15 protein-coding genes are annotated in these 14,299 nt (G+C 74.2%); 9 read left to right on the forward strand and 6 right to left on the reverse strand.

Annotated features, from left to right (window positions below):
* Nucleotides 1-792, forward strand: a complete 792-nt coding sequence (locus CYQ11_RS04585) for an ABC transporter ATP-binding protein (RefSeq protein WP_099197580.1) — start codon at nucleotides 1-3, stop codon at nucleotides 790-792.
* Here CYQ11_RS04585 and CYQ11_RS04590 read toward each other — a convergent pair.
* Together CYQ11_RS04590 and CYQ11_RS04595 are read right to left on the reverse strand one after the other, a co-directional pair.
* Nucleotides 785-1,735, reverse strand: a complete 951-nt coding sequence (locus CYQ11_RS04590; RefSeq protein WP_099197581.1) for an L-tyrosine/L-tryptophan isonitrile synthase family protein — start codon at nucleotides 1,733-1,735, stop codon at nucleotides 785-787. The two genes, CYQ11_RS04585 and CYQ11_RS04590, sit on opposite strands and share 8 nt — an antisense overlap.
* 7 nt (nucleotides 1,736-1,742) lie before the next feature.
* Entirely contained in the window at nucleotides 1,743-2,990 is a 1,248-nt protein-coding gene (locus tag CYQ11_RS04595; RefSeq protein ID WP_240003131.1) for a cytochrome P450 family protein, read from the reverse strand.
* A 219-nt stretch (nucleotides 2,991-3,209) separates the two neighbouring features.
* On the opposite strand from CYQ11_RS04595, the gene CYQ11_RS04600 reads away from it, so the two are divergent.
* Genes CYQ11_RS04600 through CYQ11_RS04610 form a run of 3 tightly spaced genes read left to right on the forward strand, consistent with a single transcriptional unit; the run spans nucleotide 3,210 to nucleotide 6,273 of the window.
* Entirely contained in the window at nucleotides 3,210-3,431 is a 222-nt protein-coding gene (locus CYQ11_RS04600; protein WP_099197583.1) for a hypothetical protein, read from the forward strand.
* Nucleotides 3,431-5,740: a heavy metal translocating P-type ATPase gene (locus CYQ11_RS04605; RefSeq protein WP_099197584.1), complete on the forward strand. Its 2,310-nt coding sequence runs from the start codon at nucleotides 3,431-3,433 to the stop codon at nucleotides 5,738-5,740. The genes CYQ11_RS04600 and CYQ11_RS04605 overlap by 1 nt, the downstream gene beginning before the upstream one ends.
* Nucleotides 5,740-6,273, forward strand: coding sequence for a copper chaperone PCu(A)C (locus CYQ11_RS04610; protein WP_099197585.1), 534 nt, complete (start codon nucleotides 5,740-5,742; stop codon nucleotides 6,271-6,273). The genes CYQ11_RS04605 and CYQ11_RS04610 overlap by 1 nt, the downstream gene beginning before the upstream one ends.
* 65 nt (nucleotides 6,274-6,338) lie before the next feature.
* On the opposite strand, the gene CYQ11_RS04615 is transcribed toward CYQ11_RS04610, so the two are convergent.
* Nucleotides 6,339-6,920 carry a sigma-70 family RNA polymerase sigma factor gene (locus CYQ11_RS04615; protein WP_099197586.1) on the reverse strand — a complete coding sequence of 194 codons (582 nt, stop codon included), beginning with the start codon at nucleotides 6,918-6,920 and terminating at the stop codon, nucleotides 6,339-6,341.
* Between the two features lie 49 nt (nucleotides 6,921-6,969).
* On the opposite strand from CYQ11_RS04615, the gene CYQ11_RS04620 reads away from it, so the two are divergent.
* Nucleotides 6,970-7,146, forward strand: coding sequence for a zf-HC2 domain-containing protein (locus CYQ11_RS04620; RefSeq protein WP_099197587.1), 177 nt, complete (start codon nucleotides 6,970-6,972; stop codon nucleotides 7,144-7,146).
* 110 nt (nucleotides 7,147-7,256) lie between these two features.
* On the opposite strand, the gene CYQ11_RS04625 is transcribed toward CYQ11_RS04620, so the two are convergent.
* Together CYQ11_RS04625 and CYQ11_RS29390 are read right to left on the reverse strand one after the other, a co-directional pair.
* Nucleotides 7,257-7,997 carry a hypothetical protein gene (locus CYQ11_RS04625; protein ID WP_099197588.1) on the reverse strand — a complete coding sequence of 247 codons (741 nt, stop codon included), beginning with the start codon at nucleotides 7,995-7,997 and terminating at the stop codon, nucleotides 7,257-7,259.
* A gap of 484 nt (nucleotides 7,998-8,481) precedes the next feature.
* Nucleotides 8,482-8,745: a holin gene (locus tag CYQ11_RS29390; protein WP_240003132.1), complete on the reverse strand. Its 264-nt coding sequence runs from the start codon at nucleotides 8,743-8,745 to the stop codon at nucleotides 8,482-8,484.
* A 202-nt stretch (nucleotides 8,746-8,947) separates the two neighbouring features.
* Between CYQ11_RS29390 and CYQ11_RS04635 the strand changes: the two genes are divergently transcribed.
* The 4 genes from CYQ11_RS04635 to CYQ11_RS04650 all read left to right on the forward strand — a co-directional run bounded on the left by CYQ11_RS04635 (nucleotide 8,948) and on the right by CYQ11_RS04650 (nucleotide 13,531).
* Nucleotides 8,948-10,207, forward strand: a complete 1,260-nt coding sequence (locus tag CYQ11_RS04635) for a GAF domain-containing protein (protein WP_099197589.1) — start codon at nucleotides 8,948-8,950, stop codon at nucleotides 10,205-10,207.
* 45 nt (nucleotides 10,208-10,252) lie between these two features.
* Nucleotides 10,253-11,776, forward strand: coding sequence for an acetaldehyde dehydrogenase ExaC (exaC, locus tag CYQ11_RS04640; protein WP_099197590.1), 1,524 nt, complete (start codon nucleotides 10,253-10,255; stop codon nucleotides 11,774-11,776).
* A 239-nt stretch (nucleotides 11,777-12,015) separates the two neighbouring features.
* A complete protein-coding gene (locus CYQ11_RS04645; protein WP_099197591.1) occupies nucleotides 12,016-12,417 on the forward strand; it encodes a hypothetical protein in 402 nt (133 codons plus the stop codon).
* Between the two features lie 205 nt (nucleotides 12,418-12,622).
* The gene (locus tag CYQ11_RS04650; RefSeq protein ID WP_099197592.1) at nucleotides 12,623-13,531 is read left to right on the forward strand and encodes an oxidoreductase; all 909 of its coding nucleotides are present in this window, start codon (nucleotides 12,623-12,625) and stop codon (nucleotides 13,529-13,531) included.
* Nucleotides 13,532-13,605: 74 nt separating this feature from the next.
* Here CYQ11_RS04650 and CYQ11_RS04655 read toward each other — a convergent pair whose 3' ends face one another.
* Nucleotides 13,606-14,277: an HNH endonuclease family protein gene (locus tag CYQ11_RS04655; RefSeq protein ID WP_205041772.1), complete on the reverse strand. Its 672-nt coding sequence runs from the start codon at nucleotides 14,275-14,277 to the stop codon at nucleotides 13,606-13,608.
* Nucleotides 14,278-14,299 lie beyond the last annotated feature (22 nt).

The following is a 14,299-nucleotide window of genomic DNA, read 5'->3' on the forward strand; positions in this document are numbered from 1 at the left end:
ATGAGGATCGCCGTCGAGGACCTGGACGTGGCCCTGTCCGGCCGGACCGTGGTGTCCGGGGTACGGATCGTGGCCGAGGACGGGGAGATCGCGGGCCTGGTGGGGCCCAACGGCAGCGGCAAGTCGACCGTGCTGCGGACCGTCTACCGGCATCTGCGCCCGCACGCCGGGCGGGTGCTCGTGGGCGGTACGGACATCCGCGCGCTGTCTCCCGCGGAGTCCGCCCGGCAGGTGGCGGCGCTGCCGCAGGAGCGGGGCAGCGACTTCGAGCTGTCGGTCCGTGAGGTCGTCGCCATGGGGCGTACGCCCTACAAGCGGGCCTTCGCGGGCGAGGACCGGGGCGATGCCGGCCTGGTCGAGTCGGCTCTGGAGCGCGTCGGCATGGTGGGGGCCGGGCGGCGGCGGTTCTCCGCGCTGTCCGGTGGCGAGCGCCAGCGGGTGCTGCTGGCCAGGGCGCTGGCCCAGGACCCCCGGGTGCTGGTCCTGGACGAGCCGACCAACCACCTGGACGTCCGTCACCAGGTCGAGCTGCTGGCCCTGTTGCGCGAGCAGCGCCGCACGACGCTGCTCGCCCTGCACGACCTCAACGCCGCCGCCTCCGTGTGCGACCGTCTGCACGTGCTGCACGGCGGGGCGGTGGTGGCCTCGGGGACGCCGCGCGAGGTGCTCACCGCCGATCTGCTGGCGGAGGTGTTCGGAGTGCGGGCCGCCGTGGTCGAGCACCCGCTGACCGGCGACCCGCTGATCGCCTTCGACCACCGGGCGCCGGCCGCGCTGACACCGGTCAGCTGACCGCTTCGTAGCGGCTTTCGTAGTGGCTGGGGCGCCCGTCCTTCAGGACGAGGCGCCCCAGCTGCTCCGCGCGGGCGCGGTGCATCAGCCGGGCCCCGCCGCCGGGGGTGCGGAGCACGGCCGTGTGCCAGGGCGTCGCCCAGGCGTCGGCCGCGTCGAGGAGGCGGATGCCGAACTTCTCCGCGCCCGGCCGCTGCGGGTGGATCGACAGCCGTACGGAGCGCGGGTGGTGGGCGGCGACGAGGTCGCCCCAGGCGCGGCTGCGGGCGATGACGTCGTACGCCCGCGACCGGCACTCGCGCTGGAGCGCCGACCGGGTGCCGGGGAAGTCCGCGGTGTCCTCCACCAGGAAGCGGGTGACGCCGCGGTAGAGGCGGGCGGTCTCCTCGTCGGCGCGCACCTGCTCCCGCAGCGTCGCGCGGGCGGGGGCGTACGCCTTCGTGACCAGGGCGCGCTTGGTGTCGTAGTCCAGGTCCCCGTGGACGTGCCGCAGGTCGAAGATGTCGAGGTGGCGCAGGCCCGCCCGGGCGATCAGGGCGCGCAGCTCGTCCCCGTAGGCGTCGACGTGCGCGTCGGGGACGTGGATGACGTCTCCGAAGATGTGGCCGTCGGAGCAGATCACCATGCGGGCCCCGGGCTCGTACACCTCGCCGACGCGCGCGCACAGCCGGTCGAGGAAGGCCAGCGAGAGGCGCTCGCCCTCGTCGGGGAGGTGGCCGAGGACCTTGGCGGGGTTGGGGGACTTGCAGGGGAAGCCGGGGAGGGTGAGGACGATGGTCTCCCCCGCCTCGGTGAACTGCCGTATCTGCCGCAGCTGCTCCGGGTGGTCGGCGGGGTCCGCCGAGCCCGCCCCGGTGGTGCGGTGGTGGGGCAGGAGGAGGCCGAGGACCTGCGCTTCGACGGAGGTGCGGGATGCGGTGGGGGTGAGGGTGTCGAGACTCATGCTGGGGTCATCCACGGGGGCGGGGGCAGACGGGCGGGTCGAAGGCGACGGGCAGTTCGGCGACGCCGCGGCCGAGGACCGCGGGGATCCAGGGCAGGTCCTCGTCGGGGACGGCGAGGCGGAGCCCCGGCAGGCGGCCGATCAGCGTGCCGAGGGCGACCTGGAGTTCGATGCGGGCCAGGGCCGCGCCCGGGCAGAAGTGGACGCCGTGCCCGAAGGCCAGGTGCGGGCCCTGGGACCGGTCGAGGTCGAGGGTGTCGGGGGCGGGGAAGCGCTCGGGGTCCCGGTTGGCGGCGCACAGGGAGACGATGACGGAGTCGCCCGCGGGCACCCGCACGCCGTGCAGGTCGGCGTCCTCGGCCAGGAAGCGCCAGGTGGTGAGCTCGAAGGCGCTGTCGAGGCGCATCAGCTCCTCCACGGCGGCCGGCATCAGCTCCGGCTCGGCGCGCAGCCGCTCCAGCGCCCGCGGATGGCGCGTCAGGGCCACCAGGGCGGTGGTGATCTGGTTGGTGACCGGCTCCTGGCCGGCCACCAGCAGCTGGAAGATCATGGAGTCCAGTTCCTCCGGGGTCAGCTCGCCCTCGTCGCGGGCGGCGACCAGGCGGCCGAGGAGGCCGTCACCGGGGTGCTCGCGCCGGTCGGCGACCACTTCGGCGATGTACTCCTGGAGTTCGCGCAGCAGCGCCTCGTACGCGGGCCGGCCGGGGTCGGTGGGACCCACGGGCGCCACGACCTTCCCCCACTCCCGCCGGAAGCGCGCGGCCAGGTGCGGGGGCAGCCCGATGACCTCGGCGAGCACCTGGAAGGGGAAGCGGGCGGCGAAGCAGCGCACGAGATCCGCGGAGTCCGCCCCGGCGGGCATCGCGTCGACGAGCGCGTCGGCCATCCGCTGGAAACGGGGCCGCAGCTCCTCGACCCGGCGCGGCGCGAAGGCGTCGGTGACCAGGCGGCGCATCGCGGTGTGCTTCGGGGCGTCCTGGTGGAGCAGGTGGACCTGGAGCTGGGAGTGCTGCGGCTCGGGCATGATCGAGGCGCGTTCGCGCCAGCGATCGTTGCCGAGCGCGTGGTTCTTGCCCAGCCGGGGGTCGGCGAGGGTGCGCTGCGCGGCGGCGTGACCGGTGACCAGCCATGCGGTGACCCCGCTGGGGAACAGCACCCGGTGAACGGGCCCGGCGTCGCGCATCCGCGCGTACAGCGGGTAGGGGTCGCGCTTGTACTCGGGGCCGTACAGGGGCACGGGGTCGGGCAGCGGCACGGTGGGGATCTCCTCGCAACGTCGTGGACCCCAAGGAAGTCGTACGGCCGCGGGGGTGAGTTCCCGGCTTTTCGTACGGGGTCGCGGAACGGCCCCGCGATCCATGGGTAGTCGGGACCGGAGGCCCGCTGGTTCCCGGCGGCGAAAGGGACAATCCTCACGCGCCGGAAAACGGGTGAAGAGCCCGGCCTGCTCGGCGCGCCGTGTCACGATGCGGCGATGACCGCACGCCCCGCACGTCCCCCGCTCAGTCCGTACGCCCCCCTGGCCGGATTCGTCCTCCTCCTGGCCGTCCTCTTCGGCGTCTCGTACGCCGCCGGGTCGGCCGCCGGTCCCGTCGCACCCGGCATGCACCGCACCGGCGGCGGTGACGCGGGCGGCGGCGCCGGCACGGGGGGCGGCAGCGGGCGCATGGGCGGCATGCCGGGGATGGGCCACTGATGAGCACGACCACCACGGGAACCACCGGCACCACGGATTCCGCCGTCGTCACCGAGCTGATCGTCGGCGGCATGACCTGCGCGGCCTGTGTGGCGCGCATCGAGAAGAAGCTGGGCCGGCTGGAGGGGGTGAGCGCCGGCGTCAACCTGGCCACCGGCCGGGCCCGCGTCACCCACCCCGCCGCCGTGACGGCCGAGGAACTGATGGCCGTCGTGGTGGCCGCGGGTTTCACCGCCGCGCTGCCCGCACCCGAGCCGGCGAAGGGGGCCGAGGAGCCGGCGGCGCCGGCGGGCACCGCGCCGGCCACCGACCGGCTGCTGATCACCGCGCTGCTGGCCGTGCCGGTCCTGGTGCTGTCCATGGTGCCGGCCCTGCAGTTCCGCAACTGGCAGTGGCTGTGCTTCGCCCTGGCCAGCCCGGTGGCCGTGTGGGGCTCGTGGCCCTTCCACGAGCGTGCGCTGCGCGGGCTGCGCCACTCGACGGCGACCATGGACACCCTCGTCTCCCTCGGCGTGCTCGCCTCGTACGCCTGGTCGGCGTACGCGCTGTTCCTCGGCGGCGCCGGGGAGCCGGGCATGCAAATGCCGTTCACGCTCGTGCCGTCGGCCACGGGCGGCACGGCGGACGTCTATCTGGAGGCCGTGGTCGGCGTACCGCTGTTCGTGCTGACCGGCCGGCTCCTGGAGGCGCGGGCCCGGCACGGCACGGGGTCGGCGCTGCGGGCGCTCGCCTCGCTCGCGGCGAAGGAGGTGGCCGTACGGGCCGCCGACGGCACGGAACGCCGGATCCCGGTCGAGGACCTGCGCGTGGGTGACCACTTCGTCGTGCGGCCCGGCGAGAAGGTCGCCACCGACGGCGTCGTCGTCGCGGGCGCCTCCGCCCTGGACCTGTCCCTGGTCACCGGTGAGAGCGCGCCGGTGGAGGCCGGCCCGGGCACGGCCGTGATCGGCGGAGCCGTCAACTCCGGCGGGCTGCTGGAGGTACGGGCCGAGGCGGTCGGTGCCGACACGCAACTCGCCCGCATCGCCCGGCTGGTGGAGGAGGCCCAGGCGGGCAAGGCCCGGGTGCAGCGCCTCGCGGACGCGGTCGCGGGCGTGTTCGTCCCGGCCGTCCTCGCCGTCGCCGTCACCGTCCTCGGCTTCTGGCTGGGCGCCGGGGCGTCACCGCAGGCCGCCGTCACCGCGGCGGTCGCGGTGCTCGTCGTCGCCTGCCCCTGCGCCCTGGGCCTGGCCACCCCGACCGCCCTGCTGGCCGCCACCGGACGGGGAGCCGGCCTCGGCATCCTGGTCGGCGGCCCGCAGGCCCTGGAGGGGCTGCGCCGGGTGGACACCGTGGTGCTCGACAAGACGGGCACGCTGACGACCGGTTCGATGACGGTGACGGAGGTGACGGCCCGCGCCGGCGGCCTCGGCCGTGACGCCGCGCTGCGGCTGGCCGCGGCGGCGGAGGCGGGCTCGGAGCACCCGGTCGGCCGGGCGATCCACGCCCACGCGGTGGAGGCCGCGGGACCGGAGGCGAAGGCCCTGCCGGCCGCGGCCGGCTTCACCGCCACGGCGGGCGTCGGCGTGCGGGCCGAGGTGGCGGGCCGGCTGGTGGAGGTGGGCCGGCCCCGGCCCGGCGGCGAGCACGGCGCACCCGCCGGCGACCTCGCCGACGCCCTCCACCGCGCCGAGCGGGCCGGCCACACGGCCGTCGTCGTGCACGTGGACGGCACCCCCGAGGCCGTCGTCGCCCTCGGCGACACCGTACGGGCCGGCAGCTACCGCGCCGTCGACCACCTCAAGCGGCTCGGCCTGCGCCCCGTGCTGGCGACCGGCGACAGCGAGGCCGCGGCCCGCGCCGTCGCCGGCGAACTCGGCATCGCCGAGGTGCACGCCCGGGCCACGCCCGAGGACAAGGCCGCCCTCGTCCGCACCCTGCGCGAGCGCGGACACCGGGTCGCCGTCATCGGCGACGGGGTGAACGACACGGCCGCCCTCGCGGGCGCGGACCTGGGCATCGCCATGGGCAGCGGCACGGACGCGGCCATCGGGGCGGCGGACGTGACGCTCGTCCGCGAGGACATGAGCGCGCTGGCGGACGCCGTCCGGCTGGCCCGGCGCACCTCCGTGACGGTGCGGTCCAACCTGGCCTGGGCGTTCGGCTACAACCTGGTCACCGTGCCGCTCGCCGCCGTCGGGCTGCTGAACCCGATGGTGGCCGCGGCGGCCATGTCCGCCAGCTCGCTGCTGGTCGTGGGCAACAGCCTGCGGCTGCGCGGCTGGCAGCCGCGGCCCGCCGGCAGCCGGAACTCCCGAGGTGGAATCTGATGAACCCGTCGCACCCGAAGAATCCGAACGGTCCGGCGAAGGACTCGCTGCTCCGCACCGCCCGGGCCGCCCTCGTGCCGCTCGCGGCCGGCGCGGTGGCGCTCGGCGGCCTCACCGCCTGGACGGCCTCCGGCGCGGCCGGCCGGCCCGCGGCGGTCACCGTGGAGGACGCGAGCGTGCTGGTGCCGTTCGGCATCGACGACACGGCCGCGATGGTGCGGCTGCGCAACACCGGCGACGCGGACGACGAGCTCGTCGGCGTCGACGTGCCGTCCGCGGGCGGTGCGATGCTCAGCCGCACGGTGGTCAGGAACGGCGCGGGCTCCATGCGGATGGTCGCCTCCGCGACCGTCCCCGCGCACGGCACGCTGGAGATGTCTCCGCACGGGCTGGACATCATGGTCTACCGGCCGCCGAAGGTGCGCGTCGGCGACCGGCTCCCCTTCGTCCTGCGGTTCCGCAAGAGCGGGACCGTGCGCGGCGAGGCGCTGGTCGTACGGGCGGGCAGCCGTCCAAAGGCGGGCACCCGCTGAGAACGGCACGAGGGGCTGGGGCGCCGTGCGGCGCCCCGGCCCCTCGTCACATCCGCCGCTTCGGGCTAGCCGGCCAGCGCGGGCACCCGCGCCGCCGCGGCGCGCTCGGCCGTCTCAAGCTGGCCGATCAGCGCCTCACGCGCACGCGCCACGCGCGAGCGCACCGTGCCGACCGGGCAGCCGGCGACCACTGCGGCCTCGGCGTAGGGCAGGCCCAGCATCTGGGTGAGCACGAACGCCTCGCGGCGCTCGTAGGGCAGGCGGTCGAGGAGCTGCGAGAGGGCCACGCCCTCGTCGAAGCCGGGCAGCGCCGCCGACTGGGCCCGCTCGGCGGCCGACAGCCAGTCGTCCGTGTCCGACAGCCGGGGACGGGCCGCCTGGAAGCGGAGCCGGTCCACGACCGTGCGGCGGGCGATGGACAGCAGCCAGGTGCGGGCCGAGGAACGGCCCTCGAAGCGCGGGAGCGAGCGCAGGGCGCGCAGGAACGTCTCCTGTACGAGGTCGTCCGCGCCCTGCGGGTCGTTGCTGAGCCGTGCCACGTACCGCCGCACGTCGCTCTGGGTGGCGCGGATGAACCGTTCCACCGCGTCGCCGTCGCCGGCGCGCGCGGCCAGCGCCCAGGCGGTCACCTTCTCGTCGTCACGCACGGCGGCCCCCGGTGCGGGGGTGCGAGCCGGCGCCGGGGACGATGGCGGGGTGCTTTGCAGTGATGTTCGTACCGCCCTGTCCGCCCGCGTCGACGGGGAGGAGCTGCCGCCGGGCGTGTCCGGCGCCGCGCTCGACGCCCACGCCCGGGGCTGTGCGGAGTGCCGCGGATGGGCCGAGCGGGCGCGGCGGCTCAAGGCGCTCGCGGCGTGTCTGGATGCCGGCTGAGAAAGCCGGCTGTGTGAGGGCAGGGGTCATCGCCCCGGGTCCTTCCTCGCGTCCGGGCGCCATGCGGGCATGGCGGCCCCGGTGATGTCGTTCGGCCTGGTCGCTCGCCGTCAGGCGACGGCGACGCGGGCCGTGGGAGGACCCCTCCGGGCGATGACGTCGGCGTACAGCAGCTGCCGCAGCCGCTGCGCGGCACGGCCGAGGCCGGCGCGGACGCGCGGCGGGCCGGAGCGCGCCGGGACGTCGTGGAAGAGGAGGAGCAGGGGCGCGAAGAGCCGGGCGCCGACGGCCCGGCCGAGCCGGAAGGCGGCCTGTTCGCCGCCGGAGAGCCAGACGCCGCAGACGACGGCCACGAGGACGTGCGCGGACCACATGCCGAGGGCGCCGTGGCCGGCGTGCATCGACATCATGCCGTGCCCGGCCATGCCCTCCATGCCGGCGGTCATGGCGTGGTCCATGGGCCCGCCGCCCGCCCCCGGCGCGGCCATGGCCGCCCCGTGCCCGCCGCCGCAGGTGGCGAGGGGGCCCGGGTCGGCGGCGGCGCCGCCCGTGACCACGGCCGCGCCCTGTGCGGCGTCACGCCCGACGCTCTGGGCGACCGTGAAGAAGGAGTGCAGCGCCGTCTGGGCGCCCACCGTGGCGAGGGTGATCAGCAGCGGGCCCCGCTCGCGCCCCGCGAGGAACCACGCGCAGCCGCCCGTGCCGGACAGCGCGGCGGCTATGGCCCACCACGGGACCGGGGTCCCGGACATGACGGCGTGGCCCAGGGCCGCGAGCAGCACACAGACCGCTGCGAACACTCCGGCTCGCAGCGCCCGCGGGACCTGGCCGGTCTGCTGCCCTGCTCTCATGACGGGGACATCGTTGCACCCGCCCCAAGCGCCGTGACGGCGGGGGGCGCGCTGACGTCCGCACGACCCCCCGCTCGGGCGCATGGCTCCGCCCCGTACCGTCCGCCCGGCGGTACGGGGCGGTGGGCCGCCGGCTCGGGGGGAATGACCGGCAACCCGGTCCCGTCGCGCCAGTGGGACTCGCGAGAACGAGTCAACCGCGCGCCGGGGCCGGGCGGGAGCGTGTGCAAGGGGGTCGCTGTGGGTGCGTGGTGCACACCCCGTGTGGAAGCGGGGGTTCCGTTGGGGGGTGGGGACGCCCGACGGGGTGGAGGGCCGGAGGCGGCCGGGGACAGGGGCTGGTGAGCCGGGAGCCTGTGCCCCGGGCCGACGGGGGGCCGACAGCGGGGGCGTCGTCGACGGCCGGGGCCGGGGGCGCCGTCACGGCCGATGGCCGAGGCCGGTGGCCGTCGAGCGGCGAGCGGCAGGCGGCCACCCGGGGCCGCTACCGGCTGCGGCGCGTGCTGCCGTTGCTCGACCGCTTGCCCGCGCGGCGGTGGGGAAGCCACGCCGCGCTGTCCTTGTCGCCGAAGCGCGTGCCGATCGCGCCCTTGATCACCGACAGTGCGGCGGGCAGCGCGGCGATGGCGGCGGCCTTGAGCGCGGAGATGCTGGTGAGGTCGAACCCGTCGGCGATGATGATGCCGAGGAAGGTGGTCACATAGGCCGCGAGGGTGCGTTCGGCTATGTCGAGGAGCACGTTGCGCATGGGTGTGGTTCCGTTTCGCTGGTTCCGTAAGGGACGGCGCGGGGCGGATCCGTCGGTATGACGTGTGCACTGCAAGCCGCCGCGTACCGGGGGTTGTACCCGGCGGCAGTGAATCCCGCACCTTTCAGGGACGGTTGGGAAGGTGCCGGCGGCTCGGCCCGCGGCGGTATCGTCGAAGCGGCCGACCTCCGGGAGGGTCCACGTGGTCAACCCATGGCTGGCGATGACGTGCGGCGGCGATCCCGCCGAGCGCTGCCGCTCCGTCCGCAGCGCGCACGCCGCGTTCCTGACCGGCGGCCTGGTGGCGCCGGACGTGCGGGAGGTGGTCGCCGACTCCTGGCGGCGGTCCGCGGCGGTCCTGCCCGCCGGGGAGTTCCTGGCGCCGGTCGAACTGGCCGGTGCCGAACTGGAGGAGTACCGCCGCACGCATCCGCTGGCACGGGCCATGCCGCTCCTGCGCGAGCTGCTGGGTTCGATCGCCGACGACGGCGCGCACCTGCTCGCCGTGAGCGACGCGTCCGGGCGGCTGCTGTGGGTGGAGGGGCACCGGGGCGTACGGGGCCGCGCCGAGCGGATGAACTTCGTCGCCGGGGCCCGCTGGGACGAGCGGCACGCCGGCACCAACGCCCCGGGCACCGCGCTCGCCCTCGGTCACGCGGTGCAGATCTTCGCCACCGAGCACTACAACCGGCTGGTCCAGCCCTGGACGTGCGTGGCCGCACCGCTGCGCGACCCGGGCAGCGGGCGGCTGCTGGGCACCGTGGACATCACCGGCGGCGACCACCTCGCCGGCCCGCACAGCCTGGCGCTGGTGCGGGCGACGGCGCGGGCGGCGGAGGCGCAGCTGGCGTCCGGGTCCGCCAGGCCGGGTCATGTGCTGTCGGTGCTGGGACGGGACGAGGCGTTGCTGGTCACGGACGGGCGGCGGCTACGGCTGGGGCGGCGGCACAGCGAGATCCTGCTCCTGCTGGCGGGGCGCCCCGAAGGCCTGACGGGGGATCAACTGACGTGGGAGCTGTACGGGGAGCGCCCGGTGCCGCCGGTGACGCTGCGCGCGGAACTGTCGCGGCTGCGGCGTCTGGTGGGCGGACTGCTCGGCTCGCGCCCGTACCGGCTGAGCGTTCCGGTGCAGACGGACGCGGCGTGCGTGGAGCGGGAGTTGGCGGCGGGCGACCTGCGGGCCGCGTTGCGCGCGTACGAGGGGCCGCCGCTGCCGCTGTCGGAGGCACCGGGGGTGTGCCGGACGCGACGGCTGCTGGAGGACCGGCTGCGCCGGGCGGTGCTGGGCGGCGGCGACGCGGGGGCGCTCCAGATGTGGGCGGACAGCCCCTGGGGCGAGGACGACCTGGAGGTCTGGGAACGGCTCCTGGCCGCGCTGCCCGAGAGCGCGGGGCACCGCGGTGCGGTGGCGGCGCGGGCGCGCCGGCTGCGGGCAACGTTCGCGCAACCGGGGCGGGGCTAGCGTCCTGCGGCGTCAGCACCCGTCGATGACCGGAGGGCCACCCCCATGACCCGCTACGCCAGCCCGGGCTCCCCCGAGGCGATCGTCACCTACCGGCCGCGTTACGACCACTGGATCGGCGGCGAGTACGTACCGCCCAAGCAGGGCCTGTACTTCGAGAACCCGAGCCCGGTCAACGGGCTGCCCTTCACCGAGGTCGCGCGCGGCACGGCGGAGGACGTCGAACGGGCCCTGGACGCCGCGCACGCGGCAGCCCCCGCGTGGGGCCGCACGGCCCCGGCCGAGCGTGCGGTGGTGCTGAACCGCATCGCCGACCGCATGGAGCACAACCTGGAGGCCCTCGCGGTGGCGGAGTCCTGGGAGAACGGCAAACCGGTCCGCGAGACGCTCGCCGCCGACATCCCGCTCGCCATCGACCACTTCCGCTACTTCGCCGGTGCCGTACGGGCCCAGGAGGGCACCCTCTCCGAACTGGACGAGGACACCGTGGCGTACCACTTCCACGAGCCGCTCGGCGTGGTGGCCCAGATCATCCCCTGGAACTTCCCCATCCTGATGGCGGCGTGGAAGCTGGCCCCGGCCCTGGCGGCGGGCAACACGGTCGTCCTCAAACCGGCCGAACAGACCCCGGCGTCCCTCCACGTCTGGCTCGACCTGGTGGCGGACCTGCTCCCGCCGGGCGTCGTGAACGTCGTCAACGGTTTCGGAGTGGAGGCGGGCAAGCCGCTGGCCTCCAGCCCCAGGGTCGCCAAGATCGCGTTCACGGGCGAGACGACGACGGGCCGCCTGATCATGCAGTACGCGTCGGAGAACCTGAAGCCGGTGACGCTGGAACTCGGCGGCAAGAGCCCCAACATCTTCTTCGACGACGTCTCGGCGGCGGACGACGACTTCCTGGACAAGGCACTCGAGGGCTTCACCATGTTCGCCCTCAACCAGGGCGAGGTCTGCACCTGCCCGTCCCGCGCCCTGATCCAGCGCGGCCACTACGCGGCGTTCCTGGAGGCGGCGACGGCCCGCACGGAACGGATCCGCCCGGGCCACCCGCTGGACACGGAGACGATGATCGGCGCCCAGGCGTCGAACGATCAGCTGGAGAAGATCCTCTCCTACCTCGACATCGCCCACCAGGAAGGCGCCCGCCCCCTGACCGGCGGCGCCCGCGCGGAACTCGACGGCGAACTGGCGGGCGGCTACTACGTGCAGCCCACGATCTTCGAAGGTCACAACCGCATGCGCATCTTCCAGGAGGAGATCTTCGGCCCGGTGGTGGCGGTGGCCCCGTTCACGGACTTCGACGAGGCGATCGCCCTGGCCAACGACACCCTCTACGGCCTGGGCGCCGGCGTCTGGACCCGCAACGGCACCACGGCCTACCGCGCCGGCCGGGCCATCCAGGCGGGCCGCGTCTGGACGAACTGCTACCACGCCTACCCGGCGCACGCCGCCTTCGGCGGCTACAAGCAGTCGGGGATCGGGCGGGAGGGCCACAAGATGATGCTGGGGCACTACCAGCAGACGAAGAATCTGCTGGTGAGCTACTCGGCGAAGAAGCTGGGGTTCTTCTGAGAACGCTCCCACGCAGAACACGGCCTTCCCCGGACGCACAGATTTCATCAAAAGGTGGATATCCGTACGGTCCTTGAAAAGAGCGGCCAATCGCCAACAACTCGATTCTCCGGCGCGGAAGGAACCACCGGCCAAACGGCCGACTGTTTACGGGAGTCCAGCCCGTACCTGAATTGGCGTCAGCAGCCCGAGCTGCACTAGGATTTAGGCGCGTACCAACAAAAGGAGAGGCGCCGTCCATGGGCACCAAATTCATTGAGGTAGACGAGTCCCACAAGGGTCAGCCCGGCGTGGAAGAAGGGGTGAAGACGATCGAGGTCGGTGGTCAGACGATCACGACTCCGATTTACGTCCAGCGGATCGACTTCGACGACCTCGCCCCCGAGGTGACCGACAATCTGACCACGGTCAAGTTCGCCGTGACGGTGACCGAGGAAATGGAGGACCTGACGGGGGAGGTGGACGAGGACGGTTCCCCCATGACGGAAATCAAGGAAATCCAGGTGCCCAAGTGGCTCGAAGTCGACCTGGGTCCCGAATCCCTGAAGCAGTACGAGGAAGTGATGGCGCCCTTCTTCGCCGCCGCCCGCGAAACCGAGGCACCGACCGTGCCCGCGCCCCGCAAGCGCCGGAAGAAGTGATCTCGTGCCCCTCTCCTGCCGCCAGGAGAGGGGCTTCGTTGTCCGAAGCACGCGGTCAGGTGCCGGGAGGCCCCGGCACCGGGCAGAGCCCCGCGCGGTGGGCCGGGTCCCTGTGGAGGGCGGCAGGTCCGCCACAGCTCCCCCGAGGTCTTTCTCACGCCTGGACCAGTGGCGGCGATCCCCCTGCCCGTAGATCATTCCCGACATGACCTCAGCAACGATCAACGCAGCGGCGTCAGGCACCTGGAAGCTCGGCGACCTGGCGGTCCACCGGATCGGCTTCGGCGCGATGCGCCTGCCGCAGACCGGCGAGGCGCTCGTCCCGGACGCCGTCCCGCGCGACCGCGACCAGGCGATCAGGGTGCTGCGGCGCGCCGTCGAGCTCGGCGTCAACCACATCGACACGGCGGCGTTCTACTTCTCGCCGCTGCGCTCCGCCAACGAACTGATCAACCGAGCCCTGGCTCCCTACCCGGACGACCTGGTCGTCACCACCAAGGTCGGGCCGGGGCGGGACCCCTCGGGCCAGTGGCTGCCCCACGCCACGCCCGAGCAGTTGCGCTGGCAGGTCGAGGAGAACCTGCGCCAGCTCGGCCGTGACCACCTGGACGTGGTGAACCTGCGCGTCGTCGGCGACGACTCGATCGCCGAGCGCTTCGGCGCGCTGGCCGAACTGCGTGACGCCGGACTCATCCGCCACCTGGGCATCTCCAACATCACACCCGCGCACCTCGCCGAGGCCCAGGCCATCGCGCCGGTGGTGTGCGTGCAGAACATGTACGGCATCGGGGTGCGGCCCGACCAGGACGCGTTCGTCCGCGACTGCGGGGAGCAGGGCATCGCCTTCGTGCCGTTCTATGCGATCGCCGGGTCCGGGCGCCAGGCCGGGGTGAGCGACGGCGACGCCCCGGAGATCCTGGCCGTCGCCCGGGCACACGGGGTGAGCCCGGCCCAGGTCCGGATCGCCTGGACGCTGCACCGCGGCCCGCACGTGCTGGCCATACCCGGGACCGGCGACCCGGACCACCTGGCGTCCAACGTGGCCGCCGGCGCGCTGCGCCTGTCCGAGGACGAGCTGGCCGCTCTCGACTCCCTGCACCGTCAGGGCGATTGAGGGCAACCCGGCAGCCGGGAACCGGCCGCCCGTCATCGCCCCGACGGCCACCTCGCCCCTCTACCTCGCGTCGCTCACTGGCCGCACGTGTCCAGCATCTCGGCGAGGGTGTTCTGCTCGGCCTGGGTGACGCTCAGCTTGTAGAGGGACTTCACGTGCGTCCAGGCCCGCGCGTACGTGCAGTGGTAGGAGGACAGCGGCGGCTTCCACTGGTCCGGGCCCTGGTCGCCCTTCTGTCTGTTGGACGTGGCGGACACGGCCACCAGCTGCGGGTCGACCAGGTCGTTCGCGAACTTCCGGCGGGTGGGGGTGTCCCACTTGTCGGCTCCGCTGCGCCAGGCGTTGGCCAGGGGCACGACGTGGTCGATGTCGAGCTGCCTGGCGTCGTCGACCTGCTTCCCGTCGTAGACGCTGGTCCACGAGCCGGCGACGGCGCGGCACTGGACATCGGCTGTGACGTTTCTGCCGTCGCGGGCGAGGACGGTCTCGCGGGTGTCGCAGTTGTTCCCCTGCTGGATCCAGTGGGGGAACTTCGCCCGCGAGTAGCCGTCCATGGAGTGCGGCGCCTCGACGGTGAGTCCGGCGAGTTCGTCCCGGGCGACGTCCGCCGGCGGCGGCTCGGGCAGGTCCCGCCGGGTCGGTGACGCCGGCGCGGAGGCGGACGCCGGGACGGTCGCGAGCGCGGCGAGTGCCGACAGGGCCAGAGCTGCGGAAGTGGTGGCGTAGCGCCACCGGATTCGGGTGATCACTCGTCAAGGAATAGCGGTG

It is taken from the genome of Streptomyces cinnamoneus (genome assembly GCF_002939475.1).
Lineage (GTDB): Bacteria > Actinomycetota > Actinomycetes > Streptomycetales > Streptomycetaceae > Streptomyces > Streptomyces cinnamoneus_A.